24 protein-coding genes and 1 pseudogene are annotated in these 22,972 nt (G+C 41.3%); 1 reads left to right on the forward strand and 24 read right to left on the reverse strand.

Annotated elements, in window-relative coordinates:
• Nucleotides 1–119: 119 nt before the first annotated feature.
• Nucleotides 120–233: pseudogene (locus ACQRDX_RS05880) on the forward strand (IS3 family transposase); the annotation flags it as partial.
• A 150-nt stretch (nt 234–383) separates the two neighbouring features.
• On the opposite strand, the gene ACQRDX_RS05885 reads toward ACQRDX_RS05880, so the two are convergent.
• The 24 genes from ACQRDX_RS05885 to ACQRDX_RS06000 all read right to left on the reverse strand — a co-directional run bounded on the left by ACQRDX_RS05885 (nt 384) and on the right by ACQRDX_RS06000 (nt 22,920).
• Nucleotides 384–1,736, reverse strand: coding sequence for a recombinase family protein (locus ACQRDX_RS05885; protein WP_171841401.1), 1,353 nt, complete (start codon nt 1,734–1,736; stop codon nt 384–386).
• Complete coding sequence (locus ACQRDX_RS05890; RefSeq protein ID WP_427895335.1) at nt 1,639–2,880, reverse strand: recombinase family protein; 1,242 nt, start codon at nt 2,878–2,880, stop codon at nt 1,639–1,641. Before ACQRDX_RS05890 ends, ACQRDX_RS05885 begins: the two co-directional genes overlap by 98 nt.
• A 223-nt stretch (nt 2,881–3,103) precedes the next feature.
• A complete protein-coding gene (locus ACQRDX_RS05895) occupies nt 3,104–4,573 on the reverse strand; it encodes a LysM peptidoglycan-binding domain-containing protein (RefSeq protein ID WP_248047575.1) in 1,470 nt (489 codons plus the stop codon).
• A 6-nt stretch (nt 4,574–4,579) separates the two neighbouring features.
• A complete protein-coding gene (locus ACQRDX_RS05900; RefSeq protein WP_002943563.1) occupies nt 4,580–4,975 on the reverse strand; it encodes a phage holin family protein in 396 nt (131 codons plus the stop codon).
• A complete protein-coding gene (locus ACQRDX_RS05905; RefSeq protein WP_002943562.1) occupies nt 4,953–5,321 on the reverse strand; it encodes a hypothetical protein in 369 nt (122 codons plus the stop codon). Before ACQRDX_RS05905 ends, ACQRDX_RS05900 begins: the two co-directional genes overlap by 23 nt.
• Before the next feature lie 5 nt (nt 5,322–5,326).
• Complete coding sequence (locus ACQRDX_RS05910; protein ID WP_002943561.1) at nt 5,327–5,533, reverse strand: hypothetical protein; 207 nt, start codon at nt 5,531–5,533, stop codon at nt 5,327–5,329.
• 12 nt (nt 5,534–5,545) lie between these two features.
• Nucleotides 5,546–10,027, reverse strand: a complete 4,482-nt coding sequence (locus ACQRDX_RS05915; protein WP_427895338.1) for a phage tail spike protein — start codon at nt 10,025–10,027, stop codon at nt 5,546–5,548.
• Nucleotides 10,027–10,749, reverse strand: a complete 723-nt coding sequence (locus tag ACQRDX_RS05920; RefSeq protein WP_112477657.1) for a phage tail protein — start codon at nt 10,747–10,749, stop codon at nt 10,027–10,029. The genes ACQRDX_RS05915 and ACQRDX_RS05920 overlap by 1 nt, the downstream gene beginning before the upstream one ends.
• A complete protein-coding gene (locus ACQRDX_RS05925) occupies nt 10,746–13,604 on the reverse strand; it encodes a phage tail tape measure protein (RefSeq protein WP_427895341.1) in 2,859 nt (952 codons plus the stop codon). Before ACQRDX_RS05925 ends, ACQRDX_RS05920 begins: the two co-directional genes overlap by 4 nt.
• A 182-nt stretch (nt 13,605–13,786) precedes the next feature.
• Nucleotides 13,787–14,206 (reverse strand): hypothetical protein, encoded by a 420-nt coding sequence (locus ACQRDX_RS05930; protein ID WP_105182297.1) that lies wholly within the window; start codon nt 14,204–14,206, stop codon nt 13,787–13,789.
• An 11-nt stretch (nt 14,207–14,217) separates the two neighbouring features.
• Nucleotides 14,218–14,787, reverse strand: a complete 570-nt coding sequence (locus ACQRDX_RS05935) for a major tail protein (RefSeq protein ID WP_427895343.1) — start codon at nt 14,785–14,787, stop codon at nt 14,218–14,220.
• Between the two features lies 1 nt (nt 14,788).
• Nucleotides 14,789–15,115, reverse strand: a complete 327-nt coding sequence (locus ACQRDX_RS05940) for a hypothetical protein (protein ID WP_044752899.1) — start codon at nt 15,113–15,115, stop codon at nt 14,789–14,791.
• 6 nt (nt 15,116–15,121) lie between these two features.
• Complete coding sequence (locus ACQRDX_RS05945; RefSeq protein WP_024409982.1) at nt 15,122–15,490, reverse strand: HK97 gp10 family phage protein; 369 nt, start codon at nt 15,488–15,490, stop codon at nt 15,122–15,124.
• A complete protein-coding gene (locus tag ACQRDX_RS05950) occupies nt 15,483–15,821 on the reverse strand; it encodes a phage head completion protein (RefSeq protein WP_172090444.1) in 339 nt (112 codons plus the stop codon). Before ACQRDX_RS05950 ends, ACQRDX_RS05945 begins: the two co-directional genes overlap by 8 nt.
• Nucleotides 15,821–16,078, reverse strand: coding sequence for a head-tail connector protein (locus ACQRDX_RS05955; protein ID WP_427895346.1), 258 nt, complete (start codon nt 16,076–16,078; stop codon nt 15,821–15,823). The genes ACQRDX_RS05950 and ACQRDX_RS05955 overlap by 1 nt, the downstream gene beginning before the upstream one ends.
• A gap of 2 nt (nt 16,079–16,080) precedes the next feature.
• Complete coding sequence (locus ACQRDX_RS05960; protein ID WP_427895348.1) at nt 16,081–17,286, reverse strand: phage major capsid protein; 1,206 nt, start codon at nt 17,284–17,286, stop codon at nt 16,081–16,083.
• A gap of 18 nt (nt 17,287–17,304) precedes the next feature.
• On the reverse strand, nt 17,305–18,000 hold the full coding sequence (locus ACQRDX_RS05965; protein ID WP_277837008.1) for a head maturation protease, ClpP-related: 696 nt from the start codon (nt 17,998–18,000) through the stop codon (nt 17,305–17,307).
• Complete coding sequence (locus ACQRDX_RS05970) at nt 17,993–19,276, reverse strand: phage portal protein (protein ID WP_427895350.1); 1,284 nt, start codon at nt 19,274–19,276, stop codon at nt 17,993–17,995. Before ACQRDX_RS05970 ends, ACQRDX_RS05965 begins: the two co-directional genes overlap by 8 nt.
• Nucleotides 19,277–19,416: 140 nt before the next feature.
• Nucleotides 19,417–19,788, reverse strand: a complete 372-nt coding sequence (locus tag ACQRDX_RS05975; RefSeq protein ID WP_024409988.1) for a type II toxin-antitoxin system death-on-curing family toxin — start codon at nt 19,786–19,788, stop codon at nt 19,417–19,419.
• Complete coding sequence (locus ACQRDX_RS05980; protein WP_248043602.1) at nt 19,785–20,042, reverse strand: type II toxin-antitoxin system Phd/YefM family antitoxin; 258 nt, start codon at nt 20,040–20,042, stop codon at nt 19,785–19,787. The genes ACQRDX_RS05975 and ACQRDX_RS05980 overlap by 4 nt, the downstream gene beginning before the upstream one ends.
• A 70-nt stretch (nt 20,043–20,112) precedes the next feature.
• Entirely contained in the window at nt 20,113–21,705 is a 1,593-nt protein-coding gene (locus ACQRDX_RS05985; protein WP_427895353.1) for a terminase large subunit, read from the reverse strand.
• Nucleotides 21,702–22,175: a phage terminase small subunit P27 family gene (locus ACQRDX_RS05990; RefSeq protein ID WP_024414194.1), complete on the reverse strand. Its 474-nt coding sequence runs from the start codon at nt 22,173–22,175 to the stop codon at nt 21,702–21,704. Before ACQRDX_RS05990 ends, ACQRDX_RS05985 begins: the two co-directional genes overlap by 4 nt.
• Before the next feature lie 282 nt (nt 22,176–22,457).
• Nucleotides 22,458–22,670, reverse strand: a complete 213-nt coding sequence (locus ACQRDX_RS05995) for a DUF4314 domain-containing protein (RefSeq protein WP_015057738.1) — start codon at nt 22,668–22,670, stop codon at nt 22,458–22,460.
• A gap of 1 nt (nt 22,671) precedes the next feature.
• Nucleotides 22,672–22,920, reverse strand: coding sequence for a hypothetical protein (locus ACQRDX_RS06000; protein ID WP_044775949.1), 249 nt, complete (start codon nt 22,918–22,920; stop codon nt 22,672–22,674).
• Nucleotides 22,921–22,972 lie beyond the last annotated feature (52 nt).

Raw genomic sequence — 22,972 nt, forward strand, 5'->3', positions numbered from 1 at the left:
TTGAATCATAAAACACCTCATTCAAATATATTTTTGAATGTATTCTAACATTAAACTTTGTAGATGTCAACTTAAAATCCACCAATTAATAATTGCATGTCAATATTTGTATTGTGTTGTTTCAGAAATATATTGTAATTCAAATTGTAGAAAATTACATCAAATATTATAATGAAAAAAGAATCCAACAAAAATCGGACTACCTGTCTCCGGTTGAATACCGGAGACGGTAGCCCTAGGGTGTTTTTATTAAATTCTCACTTTTTTGGGGTCAGCCCACGACCGTTGATTGAGCTTAAAACTATTTCGATTTATGAGCCATTGGAAATCTCGTATAATGCATATATGTCTAATTGCAAACATTAACTAGAGTAATAGCCTAGTTACAAGTCTACCTCAGTTCCTTCTAAAAATCTGACAGTTATCTGTCCATCCTCCACAATTGTAATACTATCCAATGCCTGACACATCTCATACGAATCAAATTCCCAGGAAGGCTTGTTTATCATTTCAGCTAACTTTGTACTATAATGCTTTTCTAGCAGACGATTTTCTTCTATAATCTTATTCCACTTCCCATGCAACAGATCCACGTTCTCACTCAATAGTTCTACAGCCATTACTACGGCTTTCTCTAACGTTTCTTCATCAATATGGTTATTCTGACAGCCAATCTGTCCTTTGACCCTATATCGATTGTTACATTGCCAAACCTTGCGTTTACCTCGACTGGTGGTCCAGTTCTTTCGACCAAAGGCTGAACCACATTCTTTACAGAACACCTTAGTTGTAAAAGGGTTATCGTCATTTTGCATGATATAGGACTTGAGCTGATGCTCCTCTCGGTAGGCTTTCCTCCTTGCCAATTCCAACTGTACTAATTCCCAAATGTCTTTGTCAATAATAGCTTCATGGCTATTTTCTACATAGTACTGGTCAACCTGACCATCATTTTGAACTCGTTTCTTAGTCAAAAAATCAACGGTAAAGGTCTTCTGCAATAAGGCATCACCCTTGTACTTTTCATTTTGAAGCATTTTCTGTATAGCACTTGGATACCAATTTGCCTTCCCAGTCCAACCAGATATTTCATTGTCATTCAAATACTTAGCTATGGACTCAGGACTATACCCATCTAAGAATTTCTCGTAAATGAATTTAACTGTTTCAGCTTGCTGAGGGTTAATGATAAGCCTACCATTCTCATCCTTGTCATAACCCATGAACTTTGTGGTATTCACGCGCACCTCACCGCGTTCAAACTTCTTACGAATTCCCCATGTCGCATTCTCTGAAATGGAACGTGACTCATCCTGTGCCAAGGAAGAAAGGATTGTCAGGAGAACTTCACCTTTGGAATCTAGGCTGTCAATATTCTCTTTCTCAAAAGTCACACCAACACCAAGTTCTTTCAACTCTCGGACGTACTTAATGCAGTCAAGGGTGTTTCTGGCAAATCGACTAATTGACTTGACCAAAATCCTATCCACCTTACCAGCCCTACAATCTTGTATCAAGCGGTTAAAGGCATCACGTTTTTTGGTATTGGTTGCTGAAATGCCCTCATCCGCATAGATGTCAACTAACTCATAGTCCTCGTGTTTGGAGATATACTCTCGGTAATAATTAACTTGGTTTTCATAACTTGATAGTTGTTCTTCTTGGTCGGTGGACACTCGACAATATGCGGCTACTTTGATTTTCTTCCTGACCTGATGAAGAACGCTGGTCTGCACTTTCTTGGCCGGAATAACTGTAATACTTTTCCCCATTTCCATCCCTTTCTATTACTGTAACTGGTGAGGTTATCACCCAATTTGAAATATCTACTTCTGGCACTCGCATCCCCTGACAGGCTACTTTTCCCTCTTTTATATATTTGGAACAGCACCAAACAATTTTTTTCTTATAGGAAACTTGTCTCTTTAAAGTCGAGCCACAATGCTGACACTTTAACAACCCAGTAAATTTATAGGTTTTGTTTCTACCTTTTTGCCATCTTCTACTATTTAACTTATCTTGGACTTTTTGCCAATCTTCTTTTGAAATAATGGCGTCATGATTATCTTCTATCAAGTATTGTTCAAGTTCTCCTTGGTTCAATTTTTTAGGACCATTCACACCATCATGGAAATACTTCTGCAATAAGACTGAACCGTTGTATTTTTCATTGCTTAACATTTGACGAATTGTGGTGTCATGCCATTTAGCTCCTGTAACCGTCGCAACTCCCTTTTCATTTAACAGTTTGGCAATACGATGAGTACCATACCCTTCAAGGTAAAGTGCAAATATTTTCCTGACTATCAAAGCTTCTTCTGGATTGATAATCAACTCACCATTCTCGTCTAAATCGTATCCTAAGAATCGCTTGGTGTTAATGACTAGCTCACCTCGTTGGAACTTCTTTTGAAATGCCCAACGTTGATTGCCACTCATACTCCTCAACTCGTCCTCAGCAATACTCGCTAATACTGAAAGCATCACTTCCCCTTCACTTGAAAGGGTATGAATGTTTTGTTCCTCAAAGAATATGTCTACTCCTATTGCCTTCAGTTCACGACTAATTTCAAGAACTGTAACCGTGTTTCTGGCAAAGCGGGCAATCGACTTAGTATGAATAACATCAATCATACCTTTACGACAATTTTCAATCATGGCTTGAAAATTTGGACGATTATCCTTAGAACCAGATATACCTTTGTCATGATAAACACCTACAAAATCAATATCCTCTCTATTGAAATACAGGTTTTCAAAATACTGTTTCTGATTTTCTAACGATTCTAACTGACTTCCATTAGTCGTCGAAACTCGAATGTAGGCACAGATCCTCTGCTTGTGTTTTTTATTATTGACTCTAATCTTTTTTACGGACATTTACTCTCCTTCCTATGTAATGGCACACTATATATCACTCTAAAGGGAAAATTAGTCAAGTTATCAGACAAACTAATTCGACCTGATAAATTTATGCCATAGTTCATGGAATACAAATATTCCTCCTACCTTACTAGGTAGGTTTTGGAGTAATTTTTCCGCACTTATTGAAAAAAAAGACAAAAAAATAAAGCCTGATGTTTCCACCAGGCTTATATCTTAATTATGAAATTCTAAACCAACCTACAACTTTACCGAGTTTAACTGTTCCAGTTGAATCGTAGAGTGAGCCATCCGCCATCCATTGACGTTTCACACGACGAGTGATCCCACCGCCACCTATTTCCAATTGGTCATTGATACCGTTCTTATTATGGTCAGAATATCCATCAATATTCTGTTCCACGCCATCAATACTTTTTCCATCAGAATCCGTCACACAGACACCAATATGCCCATATACCATACCATCTGTTTGAATGACATAGAAATCACCTGCTTTAGGATTCACACCCCAAGAATCGTAGATTACTTGGAAACCATTTGATTTTGCTTTCTTCAAACAATCAATGGCATTAGTATAGGACATATTCTTGTCCGTCAACTCTTGCACAATCTTATCCACCAAGGCGACACACTGTCCACCGTAAGGGTTAGATGGAACGGTCACCTTTTGACCGACCTTGGATAATGCTGATGCAACCACACGACTTGTAACACTGGTTGGAATGGCCGTTGTTGTCCTTGAAGCAGCGTTAACCTTGAGTGTTTGTCCAACTTTCAGGATATCCGACTTCTTCAAGCCATTTACCGCAAGAAGGGCATCTACTGATAGACCAAACTTCCGGGCGATTCCAAAATACGTATCGCCTTTCTGTGCTTGATAGGTTTGCTCACTATGGCCTTTGGTTGTTCCTTCTACATCCTGCTCAAGCACCCATGACATGATTCCATCAAGTAGATAAGCTCTCTTACTGTTTGACTGGTGAACATTCTTCACTTGGAGGATTTTGTAGGTGCGCCCCTTGACCCAGTTAGCGATTTTCTGACCAGTCTGATAATGAGTCGCATGAGGCAACACCCTAAGACTATCACCAACAAGATAGATTGATTTTGAAGGAGTTCCTGAACTCCCAACAATTGAACTGGGGGGCGAGGGAACTATTGTCTTGACTTCAACTCCTGTTATTGCTGACACAAGACCTTTCGCAATGTCCTCTTTCTTGGTTTCAAAAATCGCCATGTCTTGTTCATTATCGATAAAGGCAATCTCCACCAATCGATAGGTATATCCACGACTCGCTGCTTGGTTGGCATTATAGAGCCAATCTACCTTCTTAATGCCTCGATTTTGGAAATAACGTGAAAGGAGAGATAGGATAGCCATATCTTCCTTGTCTGCTTCTAAAGAAGATTGAATCAAGACTTCTGTACCTTTGGCACTACCATTAAAGGCGTTGAAGTGCAATTCAGTAATTGAGTCGTATCCCTTACCAATACTAGTAATACTTCGATAATCATAAACATTTTGTTCGGTAATAAAATCAATCTGTTGTCCACTGTACTTAGACATTAACTTGGCTAATTCTCGAACCTTTCCAGCTTCTGTGATGCCTAGTTTGGCATTCACTGCTCCAGGATCATAGCCTGTTCGCCCCTGTCCATGACCACAAATGACTAGATGTTCTCCCATATCTTATCACCTCTCGTTGATTTGTTTTAAGATTGCTTGTAGTTTCTCAGGTATTGGTAGACCAATTCGAACGGTATTTTCTAGGATACTTAAACCCTCATTACTGAGATAAAAGAAAATGACCATGGTTCGAATTGTTCCACCTTGCTTGATAATAGCTGTATCAATCAGATGACCAATTGAAACTAAAAATAAAATGGCTATCTTTTTAAAGATGCCACGAAAACCGATACTACTTGACAATTGTTTCTCTACAACTGCCGCAAAAATTCCTGTTAGATAGTCAATAATAATGAAGACCAGTAGGGCATATAGAATACCATCCAACTCTCCAAATAGACTACCAATCAAGCCTCCAATCATGGAAAATAAAATCTTATTAAGTGTTAACAATTCCTTCATCGGTCACCTCACTTTCTACTGAACCTTCCTGCACAATGGAAGGGTCTGACCAATCTGGTTGACCGTTCTCATCAAACCGCATCAGATAGAAACAATCATGGAACAGATCAGAGAGGTTCAATGTTAACGTGGTACTGCCCCACTGATTAAATGCCCAAACTGTTTCAGTTGTAACCAATTGCCGCTTTCCATTTTTAATGGCAGGTCGCCTTACTTCTTCAAGATACATGTAAAAATCCTGCTCTGCGGTTTTACAACGTATGAACTCTCCATTCTTACGCATGTAGGCAAGAGCTGTCTCCAAATTAAATGGTTCTGTTACTTTGTCAATATTGAGTAGTGCCATAATCGCTATTCTCCTTTCCCTTCTTCAGGTTTTGTCTGAACTTCTAACAACTCAGTCAATTCCTGTTTTTCTTTACGCAATAGGCTAAGTTCCTCATCCCTCTCCACCAATTGGATGGCGATGAGGTTCTTAGCGGTAATTTCATCAGAGAGCTTTGTGACAAGCTCCTGAATAGTTAGTTTTAATGATTGGTTGATTTGTTCTAGATTCATCTGTGAACTCCTTTATTTAATCGTATCCCATGTCAAGATGACATCACCTCGACCTGTGATGTTTACTAAGTGTTTAAAATTGTGGTTGAATTGATGAAGAACATCTTTCAAACTGACGTATGTTGTACCGTTTCGATAGATGCGGATATCTCCGATATTCAAAATTGAACTTGGTCGGTCAGAAGCTTTATAGGCATCAATACTCAGTCGGTTAGGCAACGTTACTATTTCCCAGCCATCTGGATTGGTATATGGGGCACTAGCTAAACGTACCTTATCACCTACCACATCAATTTGGTCGGTATCTGTACCGTTCCATGCTCGGATTCCTACAAAGCCACCGTCATTGGCATTCCAGTTGTTCCATCGATTGGAACCGATAATGGTTACACCACATGGCTTACCGTTTGACGTACCTGTTTCAAATGAAACCCACTGGTGAGGATAACCACTAACCTCACGAGAAATGGATGGAGAGTTGGTAAAGAACTTGATGTTCCCAAGTGAAAGATTGATTTTCATAGCTCCGTTGATGGCTGACAAAATACCTCCAGAAATTTTGTTGGCAGATAGGGTTACTGACTGCACTTGTGTTATAAAGGCCGATTTGGCAAACAACTGCTTGAGGTAGGCTTCTGTTGCCATAAACTTGGTAAAGAAAGCCTGGTCAACCTTTAACTTATCCGCAGTGATTGCTTCTGCTCCAATACGAGCTGCCGAGATGATGCCTGACGTAATCTTACCTGCATCAAGACTTGCAATCTTTCCGCTCGCAATGACACCATCTTGGATGTAGGTAGTACCTGTAATTTGGACGAGTTTACCATCAATCTTGACTGTGCCATCCTTATTGAGATTAAGTTGACTTAATACTGTTCCTGCACTGGTCAGATTTCTAACCGACCACGACCCAGCAAGTGTTGAAACCTGAGTTTGAATGGCATTCACTGCCGCCATTGTCGCTCGACTTGTTTCTAGATTGCCAACTCGTGTCACAATCCCAGTAGCCGTTTGAACAACCTGACTGATTTGATTGGTGTGATCTCCAATTGTTCGAGTGTGACTGCTGACAGTATCCCGCACTTCATGAAAGGCGGTTACTGTCGTAAAGTCGTCTAATGACGGTGTCCAATAGTCTGGAAAGATATCACCAGTTGAAACCATTAAGGCTCTCACATGGAACTTACCAGTTTTAACTCCATCGATTCTGACTTGAAGTTCAAAACCTTTAGAGTGTTGGTACATCTCTTGAGTGACGGTGGCAGTCAGTTTTATCAAGCGATAGTTGTTACCTGTTGTCAGATTGCTGCTCCATTTATTGTAGAAAGGGTGATACAAATTCCAGTTGGTCCATGTCCAAACATTTTGACTATCCAAGATTGGACCTTGAAGTTTCATAGTACGAGTCGTTACAGCAGGGTCAAAGGTAATCTCATCCGCTGAGACATGAACATATAAATGAACTTTTGATCCAACATAAATTCCACTACTATCCCCAAATTGAACTCTTCCTAAAGAGGCTATCCAGTTACTATTGGTATTTATCGTCTGATAAGCACTCCATCTGTCTGAAGTACCAGCTATTAAGTTGCGATGCGAAACTGAGGTAGGGATTCTGCTTTCCGTTTGACTGATTCGCTGGGTAAAACTATCATAGGTGGTTCTAACCAAATTCTGCACACTAGTTGTCGTCGCATAGGGCTGGAGAGAACTGCTGGTTAGATAGCCACGACCAGAAATATTGGAATCGACCTGTGACTTGGTTTGGTAGCCTTTTGAGTTAATTGCAGATTCAACTTGCGTACTCGTCAGTCGTTGTTCGATTTGCCCAGCCTGTGTTCGGATAGTGGTTTCCGCACTTGCTACTCGACCGCTCAAATTATTAAAATCCGTCTTTGCGACTTTCTGTGAGATGGCATCATTGGCAATAGTTAGCTCAGACTTGGTCTGACTAATCATTGTCGCATTGCTAGTTGCTTTTGAAAGGGCTGCTTCTGCCGTAGATTTCACACCGTCCACAAAGGTCTTGTCAGCTTTAAGTAAAATGGACTGGGTCGTTTGATTAATACTTGTCGTATGATTCTCAACTGTACTCTTGAGATTGTCATAGTCCATTTTAGATACTTTACTAGCCACATCACCCAACAATTGCCTGATTTGGGTTTCAGCATTCATCATTTTATTCTCAGTATGAGTAAGCTTTGTAGACAGCTGAGTTTGGCCCTCAGCTGTCTGAGTAATTAGTGTTCTGGTTTGACTGAGATCTGTGATTAAGTCTTCAGGAGCAGGTGACCAGTCAGTAGGCATAGAAGAAAGTTCAAACTTTGGTCTTCCAGCTAAGGCATTTCCTCTGACTTGCACAAAAAGATTGAGCTTTGCTACACTAACAACCGATACACCATCAGGAATACGAACCGTTCGGTATATTCGCTCGCGAGGTTGGGTTGCTGAAACAACTTTATAGCAGTTTAGATAGAGAGGATTGCCATTGGATAAAGTCAAGCGTAGCTCGCATCCTATCCTAGACTGTCCTCTTTCATCAGGCGACAGATTTTCCCCCTTGATATCAACACTGATCGTCACATATTTCCCTGCCTGAGCATAGTCGATAAAGTCCGAAGCACTATCCAGAAACTTACTCCCGGATGTAATATAAGTATCACTTTTTAGTATGTAATTTCGACCACCAAAATCAACTGGAATCTTAGCTATGGTCTCTCGAATCTCAGTCGTTATCCGATTCCCCAATTGCGTAATAGACGACTCGGCAGTTTCGATTCTCTGTTTCGCTTGGTTAAAATCACTGGTTTTTACACGCTGGGAAATTTGGTCTGCTTGCACTTGAATCATGGATTCTGCACCGGTTACTCGACCAGTCAGACTATCTACAACTTGCTTACTCGCAAGAAGTTTTATATCCTCCTTGGTTTGCGAGAGATTGGTTCTGACAGTTGCCAACTGTCCACTCAACAGTGATTTTGCTACATCAACCAATCGACTAGCTTCAGAGATAGCCTGTGATTTTGCTGTCGCAATTTTGGACTCTGTCTGACTACGCTCCGTTGAAGTCAAGCGGTTAGCTTCTTTAATGGCATCAAGCTTGGCTTGTTCTGCCCTCCTGAGGGCTTCAGTCGCCTCAGTTTGAGCCTGTTCTGCTTTTTGTTTGGCTTCTGTAGCTAGGTTGGTGTTAACCTCAGCCTTTGCCAATAAATCACGAGTTGTGCGTTGCTGTTCCTCTTCTTGTTGCAGCATCTGTTGGTGAATAGAAGAAAGCTCACTATCAATGCTAGCCTTTAATCGATCCGCATAGACCTCCCCATGACTTTGAGCCTGAAGGATTGCATTATCAATGGCTACTTGACGTTTCTCAAATTCTGCATCAAAGGCTCTGTTGGCATTCTCAATGGCAATTTCAACGGCAACATCCTCACTCCGCTTATTCCCTTCAAGGAGATTATTTGCTAGGGTAGTCAAGCTTCCGCCAGTTTTACCTGTACCGATACTTGCCTTATCATCAAACGTGATAGAGCGGTAATTCTTAGCTAGAGGATCATAATCATAAGCAAGGGCTTTCTTCCTCACATCAATGCCGTGTAGCTTGCTTTTTAAAGTCACTGTATCGCCTAGATGAACTGTTTGACCATCTAATTCAAATGCCTCAATGATGATGGCATCTTTGGGCTTATCAATACCCTCTAAGCGAAACTTGCTACTAGCCCACTCTATTAACTCTTGACGAGTTCTGACACTATTATTTGTATAGGTCACTTCATTGATGAAAGGATAGAAGTTAATCAACGGACTATCTACAGTGACTTGAAGTACAGTCTCCCTATCCTCCCCCTCTTGTTTGAAACTTGAAGTGGCATGGATACGAGTGATAATCTGTGAACTTTCTTTCGTTCGCTGATACTTTTTCAAATTGTAGTGAGTAGAGATAACAACTCCACGGTCCTGTCCTCGCTCACTCTTAATTGATAAGGCAAGGTTATCTCGAACCAGTTCTCCCTCCCAAGTTCCAAGGATAGAGTGTTTACCATCCATCAGGCTGGAGTACAGCGTCTGTTCCTTGTCCGTTGTATAGGTTCTATTCTTGACAATGTCACTGGTAAAAGAAAAATCTCCAAGTGGAGACTTGCTTGCCATGACCATGCTTGATAGTGCTGTTGCACAAGGTACCTGTTCACACCTAAATGGAGATACCAACCTAGTCATGACGTCATCTGATATGTGATAGGCCACAACTTCAAGACTGGTGTCTCCTTCAATGACTTTCTTAATCCTAAACAACTGGTGTCCCAATACTGGAACTGGGCTACGAACGAGGTAGTCCTCTTTTAACTCTCGAAATAATCCGCTATCTGTAATTGGATAGGTAAAATTTAGGACAAAATCCCCATTCAAGTTTTCTTTGACACTTGATTTTATGGTCTCTGGGAGTGGTTTCCCATGCCATTTTGCCGTTCGAACGGTTTTGTCTAATAAAGATAGCACTAAGCCCACCCCCAATTCATTTCTATTGTTAATGATGTGATGCCAGCACCTAAGACAACTCCAACTGAGTCATTCCTGCCTGCATCAATGGAGATAAAATCACCAGACCATTTTACAGGCTGACCTCTTTGTGTCTTAAAACTTGGCTGACTAGGATTATTATCCATAATGAGTGTTTCTTGTAATCGCTCCAAGCGGATGACATCATCCCCAATCGTAAAGCTAGTTTCACTACTTGAGTTGCCACTTATGGTAATCTTTGGAAAAGCAATGGCTGAACCTTGACTTCTCAAAGTACCACTAGTCCTAAACACCTGCGAGGTCGTCGTTTTGAACCACTTGGTTGGGTGACAAGAAAATGTAACCTTAAACTCATACACCCCCAGCTTATCCTTTTGAACTGGAGTATGGTGTACCTTGTAACACCAAAAGCGTATGGTCTTGAAACTAGCGTTCTCAAGCCAAAATCCTTCTTTCAAAAATAGCTTCAAAAAGGATAATAACTGTTCTTCACTAGGTTTTACAAGATATAGGGTGTAGCTCAGTTCCATGACACTTCTGCGAGGATTAGTTTGAAGAACCGCTCCTGACAGGCCTTGGTGTTCTATCAATTGCGTCTTACTTTCACTTACTGTGATTGAAGGACTATCTACCACGATTACCTTAAAAGGAAAAGAACTCGTGGACACTCCACCAATGGTTAATGCATTATATCTAATCATGGTTTCACTCCTCTCAATCCTTGCTGACGTTCTAATTCATATACTAGTTTCTCTCCAACCATCTCCGCTAGTCGATGAAGGTCAGTCTCTTCTCTTACTGTGTTACCTGTAATAGTGATGTGAATGGTCGGTAGATTGCTTGTCATGGTCTTTGCGATTCCTCGACCAATTGCACCTAACGTTTGTTCATTCAAGGGCAAGACTGCTTCTTTTCCAGCCTCACCTCCAACCATTAGGCTATTGCCGTTTACCCCAAATGCGGTTGGTTTGGTTAAAATTCCTCCTTTGGCATACCAATCTATAGAAATTCTTGGAATTCCGCCCTTCAACCAATCAAGCGGATTGGCTGAACCAGATACTCGAAAATGAGGAAGGGGAATATGCGGCCATCTGATTTGGAAGTTAAAAAGATTTTTAATGGCATTGATGGCGTTACTCACGGCATCTTTTGCACCATTGATGGCACTTGAAATTGTATTTTTCACACCGTTCCAAACAGATGAAACTGTATTGGATATCCCATTCAGAATGTTGGATACGGTACTTCTGATACCATTCCATATAGTTGATACTGTTGAACCAATCGCAGACAGAACACTGGAAATTGTCGACTGAATTGCTGACCAGATAGATGAAATGACAGAACTAATGGCAGATAATACATTTGAGATGGTATTCTTGATACCCGTCCAAGCAGTTGAGATGTACTGGGCGATGAAATTGAGAGCTAAGGAAATAAGGGACTTAATGCCCTCCCATACCGTCGACAAGACCTGTTTGATGGTTTCCCAAGCGCCAGTCCAATCACCAGTGATAACCTGCATGACTGCCTTGATGATACCAAGTACCACATTGATAGCAGTCTCGACCACAATCTTTATCATCTCCCAAGCGGCTGTAATGATGAGTTTGATATTCTCCCAACTTGCTTGGATGAGCGGTCCAAGAATAGTCATCACCGTTTGAATAACCGTAGTGATGGCATTCCATACCGTGGTTGCAGCATTTAGAATCAATTGCTGGTTTTCAGTCCACCATGTGGATAGCGTTCCCCAGATGGACATAACAAAACTAGAAATCTGCTGGATGATCATGGACAGAAAGGCATAGATACTATTCCAGATTTCCGTCACAACCGTTCGAAATCCTTCGTGATTCGTCCAGAGTTCTTTTAACCCAACAATCAGTAAGGTAATGGCAGCAACAATACCAACAATAATCCCCACAATTGGCAAAAATGCCGTTATCATTCCAACAACGGTTGTCGCCATAGCGGCTGCCGCAACCTGTAAGCCCAAGAAAACAGGAAGTAACATCCCTACCACGGCTAAAATACCTGCGAAGATAATGACGACCTCCTTGATGGGACTGGATAAGTTGGTAAACCAAGTCGCTAGTTGACTAACAATATCTGCCAAACTTTGAAAGACTGGAATAAGCATCTCCAGAATCGGTTGACCGATTGCTGCTAGAGCATTAGTTCCAGACTGTCTTAAGTTACCCAGAACGTTTTCCAGTCCGTCTGATTCCCTTGCAGCTTGTCCCAAGGCTCCAGAGAGTTCATTGCCGTCCTCTACCATTTGAAGGAGGGTTAACTGCTTCTGGGCTTCTGATAGTTCATTGAAGGACTTTCCATAGAGCTTGTTCGCCGCTGCATTACGAGTGGTTTCTGTCGCAGAAATACCTAGAGCTGCGTCATTTTCATAGTTACCTTTGAGGAAGGACTGCAGGTTTTCGGTGACTTCTTCGATGGATTTGTCGTAAAATGCTGCCCCATCTGCCGCTGCTCTGGTGGCACGAGTGGTCAGTTCCAAAGCCTGAGCCGTATCCATCCCAGAGGTTTTGGCAAAGGAAGCCATCTGAGTGAAGGAGCCTTGAAGACGCTCTGGAACAATGTCCATCTCTTCCCCAATCTTATTGAGGGCATCCTTAGCAGCATTCTCCATATCCCCAAATACGGTAGAGAATTGGGCATTGCTGGCTTGAAGTTGAGCTGCCGCAGACATGGATTCTGTTCCGACTTCAAAGATTTTCTGAGAGATGTCTGCTAGCTTCTCACTGGTCGCTTGAAGTGCCTCAGCCCGAATGGTGTCAGACATGGCTTTCATGCCATCCTGAGCACCATCGGCAGAGGATTTGGTCTCATCCATCTCGTTGTTCAGGTTATTGAGTGCGGTCTTTGCTTGGTTCAACTCAGCTTCCATCTTATTGGCTTCAATGGAATTCTCACCATATTCACTCTTTGTCAGGGCTAGTTGCTTTTCGAGATTGGAAATTTGTTTAGAAACAATTTCTGACTGTGCTCCAATCTTTTGTTGGACTATGGCATTGCGTTCTGCTTCGGAACTATTGGATGACAAAGCACTTTCTTGTAACTCAAATTGAGACGTGACCTTGTTCATCTCACTTGCTAACTGCACCTGCTCCACTTGGAGTTTATCTAATTGTTGAGCCGCTGAACTACTAGCTCGACCGTGATTCTCAAGTGTTGATGACACATCAGCTAACTTAGTTTCATAGGACGTTAGCAGCCTTTGAGTAGTTTCCACCTCACGTTGAAAGGCACGGTACTGGTCTGCCCCAATATCTCCAGCCTTAAATTGAGCTTCCACCTGAGATTGGGCTTGACGGAGCGTTGCTAATTTTTCTTTGGTTGTCTCGACTTGTTTTGCCAAGACTTCCTGCTTTTGCGTTAGAAGAGTGACATTGCCAGTATCAAACCTGAGAGCCTTATCAATCTGTCTTAATTCTTTGGTAGCTTCAGATGCTTGTTTGTTTACACCCTTAAGTGCATCTTGTAAGGGTTGGGTATCGCCACCAATTTCAATCGTAATCCCCTTGATATTTCCAGCCATAGTCCCTCCTTTCTACCATCAGAAATTATCAAAATCAGCTTGAGTTGCTCGTCGTGTTTGAGAAGTTTCTCGAGTACGCATCTCCACATAGTCCGTTTGGTAGTCAAGTGCCATCCCAATAGAGATATGTTTTAAATCGTCAATGGTCAGACCAGTCTCCTTACAACAGGAGAAATAACTCTCTACTGTGAAGATTTCTTCACTCGCTGTTTCTGTTTCATCTGCTTTTTTCTGGTTGACATCCCTTGGTTCAACATATTCATCAAGACAGGGGCTACTTCCTGCACTGGAAATTCTTCCATCTCCATATAAAAATCCACAAATGGTTTCACTCGTGGATTGGCTGACTTCGCAAAGACCCAAAAGATTCGATGGAAAAATGTCATATCGAAATCAGACAGAATAGAAACATCAATATGATGTGCCTGTAATTCCTCTCCATCTTCTAACTCGTCAAGTTTTGCTAAGATTGCTTGACTATTGACCATCGAGAATAAATCTTGAAAATAGTCCTTACCAAACTGCTCTTTATAAGCGATTGGGGTATAGGCATTGGTTGCTAACTCGTAGGTCGTGCCTGCTATGGTAATACTTTCTCTCATTGCCTTCTCCCTTACCTACGAGGTTCAAAAACTGCCTTGAACCAGTTTTCACGAATCTCATCGCTCGTTTCCTCCGTTGTACGTCTACGTACAACCTTATCAAGTGGGCGAGGGCTGGCAGTAAAGGTCAACTCTACCTCATTGATATCTGAACCAGACTTGGTTTTTGAACCAACAGTCGGACGAGATGCGTAACAATAATACAAAACGTGTAATGTTTCTTTTTTATCCCCTTCAAAACGGAACATCAACGCAAAATTTTTCTTTTCGCTGTTTGCGATCTCTGAAATGGTATTCGTCGTTGCATCCAACTGTTCTCCAAGGACTCGTGTCAAAAATTCTTGCGTTAAAAGGGCAACTTTTAATGTTCCCTCATAGCCATCATTTGACTCTGTTGTATAAAAATTGATATTGTCTGCCTTATAAGAACCCTTGTCTCCTGTTGGATCAAGGGTTAATTCTGCAGCACCACGAAGGCGTTCTACATTGCCGTATGTCAACGTACCATCAGGACCTTCGCTTGTAACTTCTGCCCAATGGACATCTTGTAGTCCAAAGGTGACCTTATTCTTTTCAGCCATACTATCCTCCATGTAATGTGATGTAATAGGTTATTTGGTAGAGTTTCTCTGATGAGATATAGGTCTCTACTTTTTCAAAATAAATAAGGTGGCTGTCAAATAATGACTCCACCTTGTGTTCAGTTGCTAAATCTTTCTTAGTGGTATAGAGTTCCACTTGCAGGTTATTCTGCTTATGATAGGTCCAATTGTCTGCACCATGATTATCTGAATCAGTCACCAAATATACTAGATACGGTGGTCTTGGATGACTCCCTTCTTCAAAATGATGGTAGGCGACTGGGAGCTGTAATTCTTTGAGAATGGAGTACATTTCACTCAGTAACATGTCCTATCACACTCGCTTTCTCAGCTTTTCTTCTAAGGATTGTATCGCTTGTTTCTCAACGGGAGCGATATGCTTGATTCCCTCAACTCGCCCACCAGAGCTTTTGGCATGACCATTTTCTAACAGATGCGTCAGGCCTGGCGTTCGATTATGAATGGTCTTGGTTAGACCTGTACTAGTATCAATCGTTGCTTTACTCTTCCACCCTTTGGCATAGGAACCACTCTTTCTAGGTGACGTTGCTTTCAAGGTTTCAATAGATTCCTCAGTGACTTCCTCTACAACTTCACGCATCACCTCTGTTGTATCCTCTACAAATTCCGCCAGCTCATTTGCGATGGCAGTTTCTAGTGCATCTAGTTCAATTCTAGTCATAACTCTCCTCCCTAATGGCGACGATGTAAATCAGTTGCCTTGGCACTGTATCTCCATCAATAGACTCAATCTCATAGGTTTGACCACGAAATTGAATGTGAGTCGCTAAAGAATGAAGTCCAAGAATTGCCTTTTCATACCTGAGGGTGAACTGGACTTTCTCTTGTTCCAGTTTCGTCACACTCCCATCCCTTTCGGTCAAGGTGAGAGGACGACAAGAGCACCACCGGTCAAATAAAGGTATCCATGTCGAAGTTTCATTGCCAATCTCATCTTGAACAATCTGTCGAATCTGAAATGACAAGCGTTCTCTCAAGGGTGCAATCTTCATCAGAACACATCCTTTCGTTCAGCCAGCAGCAAATGATAGAGAGTCTCTTTCAACTCCTTATGATTGGCATCTTCTCTGTGTTCATAAAGATAGGCAACCCCATAAAGGATTGCCGTCTTTAGAACTTCTGAATAAATTGATTGTCGCAAAATATTTTCACATAGTTGTTGACTGGTTTCAAGCAACTGCTCAATCAGCCCATCCTCATCATCGTGTTCCACTTTAAGATACTGTTTTGCTTCTGCTAAACTAACCATGACTACTTAGCCTTTACTGTTAGTGTCTTCACGGCTTCAGGTAGGACTAACTTGCCATCAACACGTTGTGAAGCAAGAAAACCAATCTGTCCATTATTGGCATAGAGTTCGTTCAGACGTTTGAAGGTACGTCCCTGACGGTCCGCAATCCAATAATATGAGAAATCACCAAATGCAATGGCCTTGTTTCCTGCATCAGGAAGTGGGGCAAAGGTTGATGTATAGTATGGACGATTTAGAATCAAATCTGGTTGTCCAGCTTGAGTGGATGGCTGCCAAATGTAATTGCCATTATTATCTTTAAGTTTACGGATAGCTTTGACAGTCGTATCATGTAAAATCCAAACTGCGTTCTTACGATATGGTGCTGGTAAAGAATGATACAGTTCAATCATGTCATCAAAGGTAATATCCTTTGTAGCAGTCGTTGGACCTGTAACTTCTGCCTGAGTAAAGATACCTGTCGGTTTCTTAGAACCATCACCAATCAAGAATGCCTTTTCTTCTTCCGTTCCAATTCGACGAGCAAATTCAGCTGTCATATAGGACTCAAGGTCGAAGACTGAATCGTTAAGTAACTCTTCTGAAATACGAATAGCAGTCCCAATCTTATGTGAGTCGAGTGTCACCTGACCAAAGGTTTCTTCTGTTTCAGGATAGAGACCATTTTCATCCATCCATGAGGCCGAACCATGTCCAGTCACAACAGGAATCTTTCGCTCACCACTAGATGTTTTGATAACAGTCGCAAGGCTGCGGAAGAAATTCTCTTCTTGTAATCCTTGAACTAGTTTCTTCTCATACTCATCAGGAACTAGATGACCACCTTCGGTATCTTCCCCAACTCGAAGGACATCTTTGACATCAAAGAAGTGACGTTTACGAACACTTGTCCAAAATGTCTTGGCATAGCTATCTGAAGCCACACCCTTCTTTTCCACTTCAGTAGTCTTGTCATTCAGAACTGTAGTGGGCTGCCCAATTAGAGCCTGTGAGGCTGGTTGAGCAAGTTCAAGGTCAATCTTTTCTTGTCGCTCCAATCGAGCAATCTCTTGATTGTAGAGGTTGATTTTTCCTTCCATGTCATCATAGCGTTTAGAATCCTCCTCTGATACCAGTCCGTCTTCTGTTCGAACAGAATCAAGGAAGGTTTTTGCTTGTTGCCAAGCTAGGTTACGTTTTTCTTTCAATTCAAGTAATTTAGACATCAGTTCATATTCCTTTCGTTATTTGAGCAAATTCAATCGTTTTTCCAACTGATTGATAGGGATTGTTTTCTTTGGTTGTTGGACTTCAAGTCTCGCCTGCATTTTGACAAGTAAATCTTGTTGGGCAGCAGTTCGACTGAAAGAATAACTCTCAATATCCATTCCATGTTCCCCTTGTTTGTCAAAGAGAATCTTGTCCGCAAAGCCTAGTTCAACAGCCTTTTTGGCATTGAACCAAGACTCTGAGTCCATGAGATGAGATAGTTTGGTTCTTGAAAGTCCTGTTCTTAATTCATAGGCATTGATGATTGATTCCTTAATCTCTCCCAGCATTTCAATGACCTTCTGCATATCTTTGGCTTCACCTTGTACCACTGTCCAAGGATTGTGTATCATCATCATGGCAACAGGACTCATAGAAACCGTTGTACCTGCCATAGCAATGACACTAGCAGCACTTGCGGCTAATCCATCAATTACGACATGGACATCACCTTTGTAATCCATCAGCATGTTATAGATTTGAGCCGCCGCAAAAACATCACCCCCTGGACTATTAATCCAGAGGGTGATGTCTCCACTTCCTGCATGTAAATCATTTTTAAATACTTGTGGCGTGACTTCATCGCCAAACCACGTCTCATCAGCAATCTGTCCTTCAATACGAAGTGTTCGACCACTATCATCTTCTGTAAAATTCCAAAACTTATGCATCCAATTCCTCCTCAGATTGGGTTTCTTGTTCTAACGGTACTTGTTTCATAAAGCCACCCGCATCCTTCAGTTTCGTCATGTTTCCATTTATCAAGTATAGATTACCTCCTTCCTCATCTGAAAGGAGATTCAAGTCCTCAAGTTCACGTATATCATTTGTCGACAGCCAGCCATTTTGTCTCCCAATCGCATAACCATTCATTCGACTCTGATAATCACCACGAAGAAGACCATCTACATTGAACTTCACAAAGTAGGTTTTCTTTTCTTCAGGTAAAAAAAGAGACCTCTTGAAAGCCTGTTCGAGACGAACTACCCAGGGGTCTAAGGTATATTTAACAAATTCTAGAGATTGTTGCTCAATGTTTGAAAATGAGGATTTCTCCAAGTCACCAACCATATGAGGTGGAATGCGGTAGAGCCTTGCAATTTCATTGATTTGGAATTTTCTAGTTTGGAGAAACTGGGCTTCTTCAGGTGGAATGCCTACCTGAGTGTATTTCATCCCTTCCTCAAGAACTGCCACTTTATGGGCATTGGTTACCCCATTGTAGACTGCATTCCATGAATCTCTCACTCGTTTTGGATCTTTGAGAATACCTGGGTGTTCCAAAACACCTCCAGGATTTGCACCATTTTTAAAGAATGATGCCCCATAGTTTTCCGTAGCCAATGTCATACCAATAGCATTTTTAGCAAGGGCAATTGGAGAATAACCTATCAAGCCATCAAAACCCAGACCAGGAACGTGGAGAACATCTTCTGCTCTCAAAATAGCATCACCCTTTTCCTTAAAGTTAGGATTTTCTTCTGACTGACGCTTGTATTTGTAATAGAGCTTACCACTCTCATCTCGATGTACTGACATCTTATCTGGTAAAAGTGGGTAAAGACTAATTACCTGTCCACTCCTATCTCGGATAATCTGGACATAGGCATTGCCCCATATCAATAGATGGGTCATCAAGGTTTCTCTAAAGACAAAGGATGACATCTCAGGGTTAGGTTCATCATGCAAGAGAAAATAAAGGGGATGTTCCACCTTCTTCTCCTTTCCAGTTGCCGTTCTCTCATATACATGAATGGGTAATGAAGCAACTGCTTCAGCTAAGATACGGACACAAGCATAAACAGCTGTCGTCTGCATAGCTTTAAACTCATCCACATTCTCCCCACTGCTCGTTCGTCCAAACAGATAGGAAAAGTCCTGGCCTTCATAACTATTTCGTGGCTTATCCCTAGCACGCTTACGTCCCAGTAAATCTAGTAGTCCCATACTTCCTCCTTTTGAGTACGAAAAAAGCACCTCGATTGAAGTGCTTATCGTTTATTCTTATATGGTTTTCATCTCTCCTTCTTCAAGAAGATACCATGTTCTATCACTTTCTTGAAGTTATATCCTCAATAAGAAAAGTTTTAATGATTCCGAATGTATTCTAAAATTGCATCATAATCTAATTCTGATGAAGCTACTCCAAGTCCTAGTTTCACTACTTCATCATCAGTCTGATTTAACACAATGCCATTTAATTCTAGGAAAATAATCATGACAAAAACTCCAATTCGCTTGTTCCCATCAAGGAAGGCATGATTATTAACTAGCGAATAACAAAGTCTAGCAGCCTTTTCTTCAATACTTGGATACTTCTCAACACCAAAATAAGTACTAAAAGCTGAAGATAGTGAAGATTCTATTAAACCAACATCCCTAACACCATCTAAACCCCCAGTAGCTTGAATTAACCTAGTGTGTAATTCAATAACCTGTTCAACAGTTAATACTTTCATTTTGCCAATTCCTTAAATGCATCAAGATGGCGTGATAAAACCGAAGTCGCAACTTTATCCAAAGTTGATTGTTCAACAACCGTAGGGCTTGCCTGTTCCTCTTTAATTAGACTCTGATAGTCCACTAATACATACTTTGGTGTGTTATTTTTCAAAATTACTGCAGTACCATTCGTATCAACCATACGAGCTACCTTAGAAAAGTTTTGATTTGCTTCAGAAATAGAGATTAAGTTTTCAATATTAATTTGCATGGTAATATCCTCCTTTTCTCTATTCTACCACTTTTTAGGATATATTCAACCTATTTAGGTTGAATACATCCTAAAAACTCAATATTCCACGTTCATCATACACACTTCCTTCATCGGTTTGATGACGTATACAACGGTCCAGTCCCATAATGAGTGCTACAATACCGTCAATCTTCTCGACTGACTTTTCCTTATCAGGCTTGATATTACCAGCAGGGTCTTGTCTCATGACTACGTTTTGTCCCATCCATTTCAGAACTGGATGCCCACCATGTTGAATCTTGCCTTCCATCATAAGTTTGTAAAGTTCCTTTGATGGTGGACTCATATCCTTGTATCCCTGACCGAAAGGCACCATGGTCAAGCCCATCCCTTCTAGATTCTGAACCATCTGTGTCGCATTCCAACGGTCATAAGCTATTTCCTTGATATGATAGATTTCTGACAAGTCTTCAATAAATTTTTCGATAAAACCGTAGTGAACGACATTACCCTCCGTTGTTTTGATGTAACCTTGACGCTCCCAGACATCGTACAGAACATGGTCACGACGACATCTAAGTTCCAAGGTATCTTCTGGTAACCAAAAGAAAGGTAAGATAATGTAGTTCTCCTCACTATTCCGTGGCGGAAAGACTAAGACTAAGGCTGTAATGTCAGATGTGCTCGATAAGTCAAGCCCTGCGTAACAATCACGACCTTTAAGAGCTACATAGTCAATTGGGGCATTGCCTTTCGCATAAACATGTTCTGGAATCCAAGCAACACTTGAACTTGTCCACATATTTAGACGGAGCTGCTTAAAGACATTCTCTTCAGCTGGGTTATCAAGTGCCTGTTCGTAGGCTTCTCTAACACGGTCAATCCCAATAGTATGCCCTAGTGAAGGGTTGGCTCTTCTCCAGTTCGCTTCATCATTCCAATCATCTTCATCGGATAATCCATAAACCACTGGATAGAATGAAGTGTCCTTCTTTCTACCATTCAGGATATCCAATGCTTTAGTATGCAATTCAAAACAGATGGAGTTCCTATCCGTTCCAGCTGTTGTGATAATAAAAAAGAGGGGTTGTTCCCTTGCGTCTCCTGACCCCTTGGTTAATACATCATACAAATGACGATTTGGCTGAGCATGGATTTCATCAAAGACCAAGCCAGATACGTTTAGTCCATGCTTTGTCCCAGTCTCTGCAGAAAGAACTTGGTAAAACCCAGCGTTAGAATAATTTACAATACGCTTGGTAGCTCCCATTATCTTAGACCGCTTTTCCAAGGGGCGACTCATCTGTACCATCTGTTTGGCCACATCAAATACGATTGATGCTTGGTTTCGGTCACAAGCGGCACCATAAACTTCCGCACTGGCTTCATTATCCGCATATAATAAATAAAGAGCGATAGCCGCTGCTAGCTCAGACTTGCCATTCTTTTTAGGAATTTCTATATAGGCTGTTAGGAATTGGCGATTGCCATCTTCCTTGACAATTCCAAATAGGTCACGGACAATCTGTTCCTGCCACGGCAACAAATCAAATCGCTTTCCTGCCCACTTACCTTTGGTGTGGGAGAGGTTATTGATAAATGTTACTGCCCTGTCAGCCTTTGCCTCATCATAGTGTGAGGTTGGGAGCATGAATGGACTTGGTTCATAATGATAGCTCATAAAATTCCTCCTAACAAATCTTCCATTTCATCACCTGTACCAACTTCCGCATCCATCGTTGCTAATCGGTTTCGTGCCGAAGGTGTCAAACCAAATTGTTCACAGAATTTAAGCATGATTTTGAGGTTAGTCTGGCTGATAGAAACTTGAGGGACTTGTTGGAGATAGCCATTCGGAGTTTTGATAATGGAGCCATGCTTGGAAAGGAACTCTTCTGCCTCTTTCCAGCGAGCGTATGCTTGACAGTAACCTGCAAAAGCAGTCATGTCCATTTCGGTTAAAATTCCCATCTGTTCGAGAATTTTTCCCATCCGTTTCCACTCCTTTTTTGCATCATCTTCAAGCCACTGTGGGCAACGTGGGGCTTTTTGTTTGGGTTTGACTTCATTCGTAGGGAGTGGTCGCTTACCAGGATTTCCCTCAAGTATTTTCATATTCGTAGGCTTTGGTTTTCGCCCCCTGATTGCCACAATCTCACCTCCTTTAGAGTAAGAAAAAAGAACTCAATTCGAGTTCTTTCTTAAAGTTCATTAAAGTTATCAAGTACGGCCTGATAGACAATTCTGTCAATATCGTCCATGTTATCTATTTCATTACCATATCTATATTGGTAGATATATTTTCCATCTCGCTTGATCGTCAGTATTCTAATCCAAGCACCGTATATATTCCTTGGGTCTGTTGTGTCTTCACGGAGAAACTCACAAACGTAATGTCTGTCTCCAACCGTTCGAGTCATAATTTCCCACATCTCACATTACCTTTTCTACGATATCAATTCCATACAAAACATTTAGGCAACTGCCGTTTTCCCACTTGACTAAGAGTGAACCAATGTCATCCACTCCAATCACAGTTCCAAGTGTGCCTTTAGGAACTGGATGTGGGTCATCCATTCTAACTAATCTAACCTTAGTCCCAACCGGATAGGTTGTCTTTAAGTTATTGAACATTTTTGCGTCCATGTTATTCTCCAATCTTTTCAAATGCCCACTTAACTGCATGTCCAAAGTCTTCGAATGTTCCTGCTTCTTGGTAAATGCGGTCAAATCTGCGTTCGAAGTTTTCAAACTCTTCAAAACTATCAGCCGTTTCGTAAATCTCAACTTCTGTTCCTTTATATCCAATCGATGCAATGATGACCCAATCTTTGTAAGGAATGATGCTTGCGGTTGCTGGGTAGATGTCGTAAAGTTTTTCAAGTGTTGTTGTCATGGATTTGTTCTCCTCTTCCTTTGTTGTGTACATATTAACTCTAAAGGAGACA

The sequence above is a fragment of the Streptococcus sp. SGI.013 genome (genome assembly GCF_050315295.1).
Lineage (GTDB): Bacteria > Bacillota > Bacilli > Lactobacillales > Streptococcaceae > Streptococcus > Streptococcus porcorum.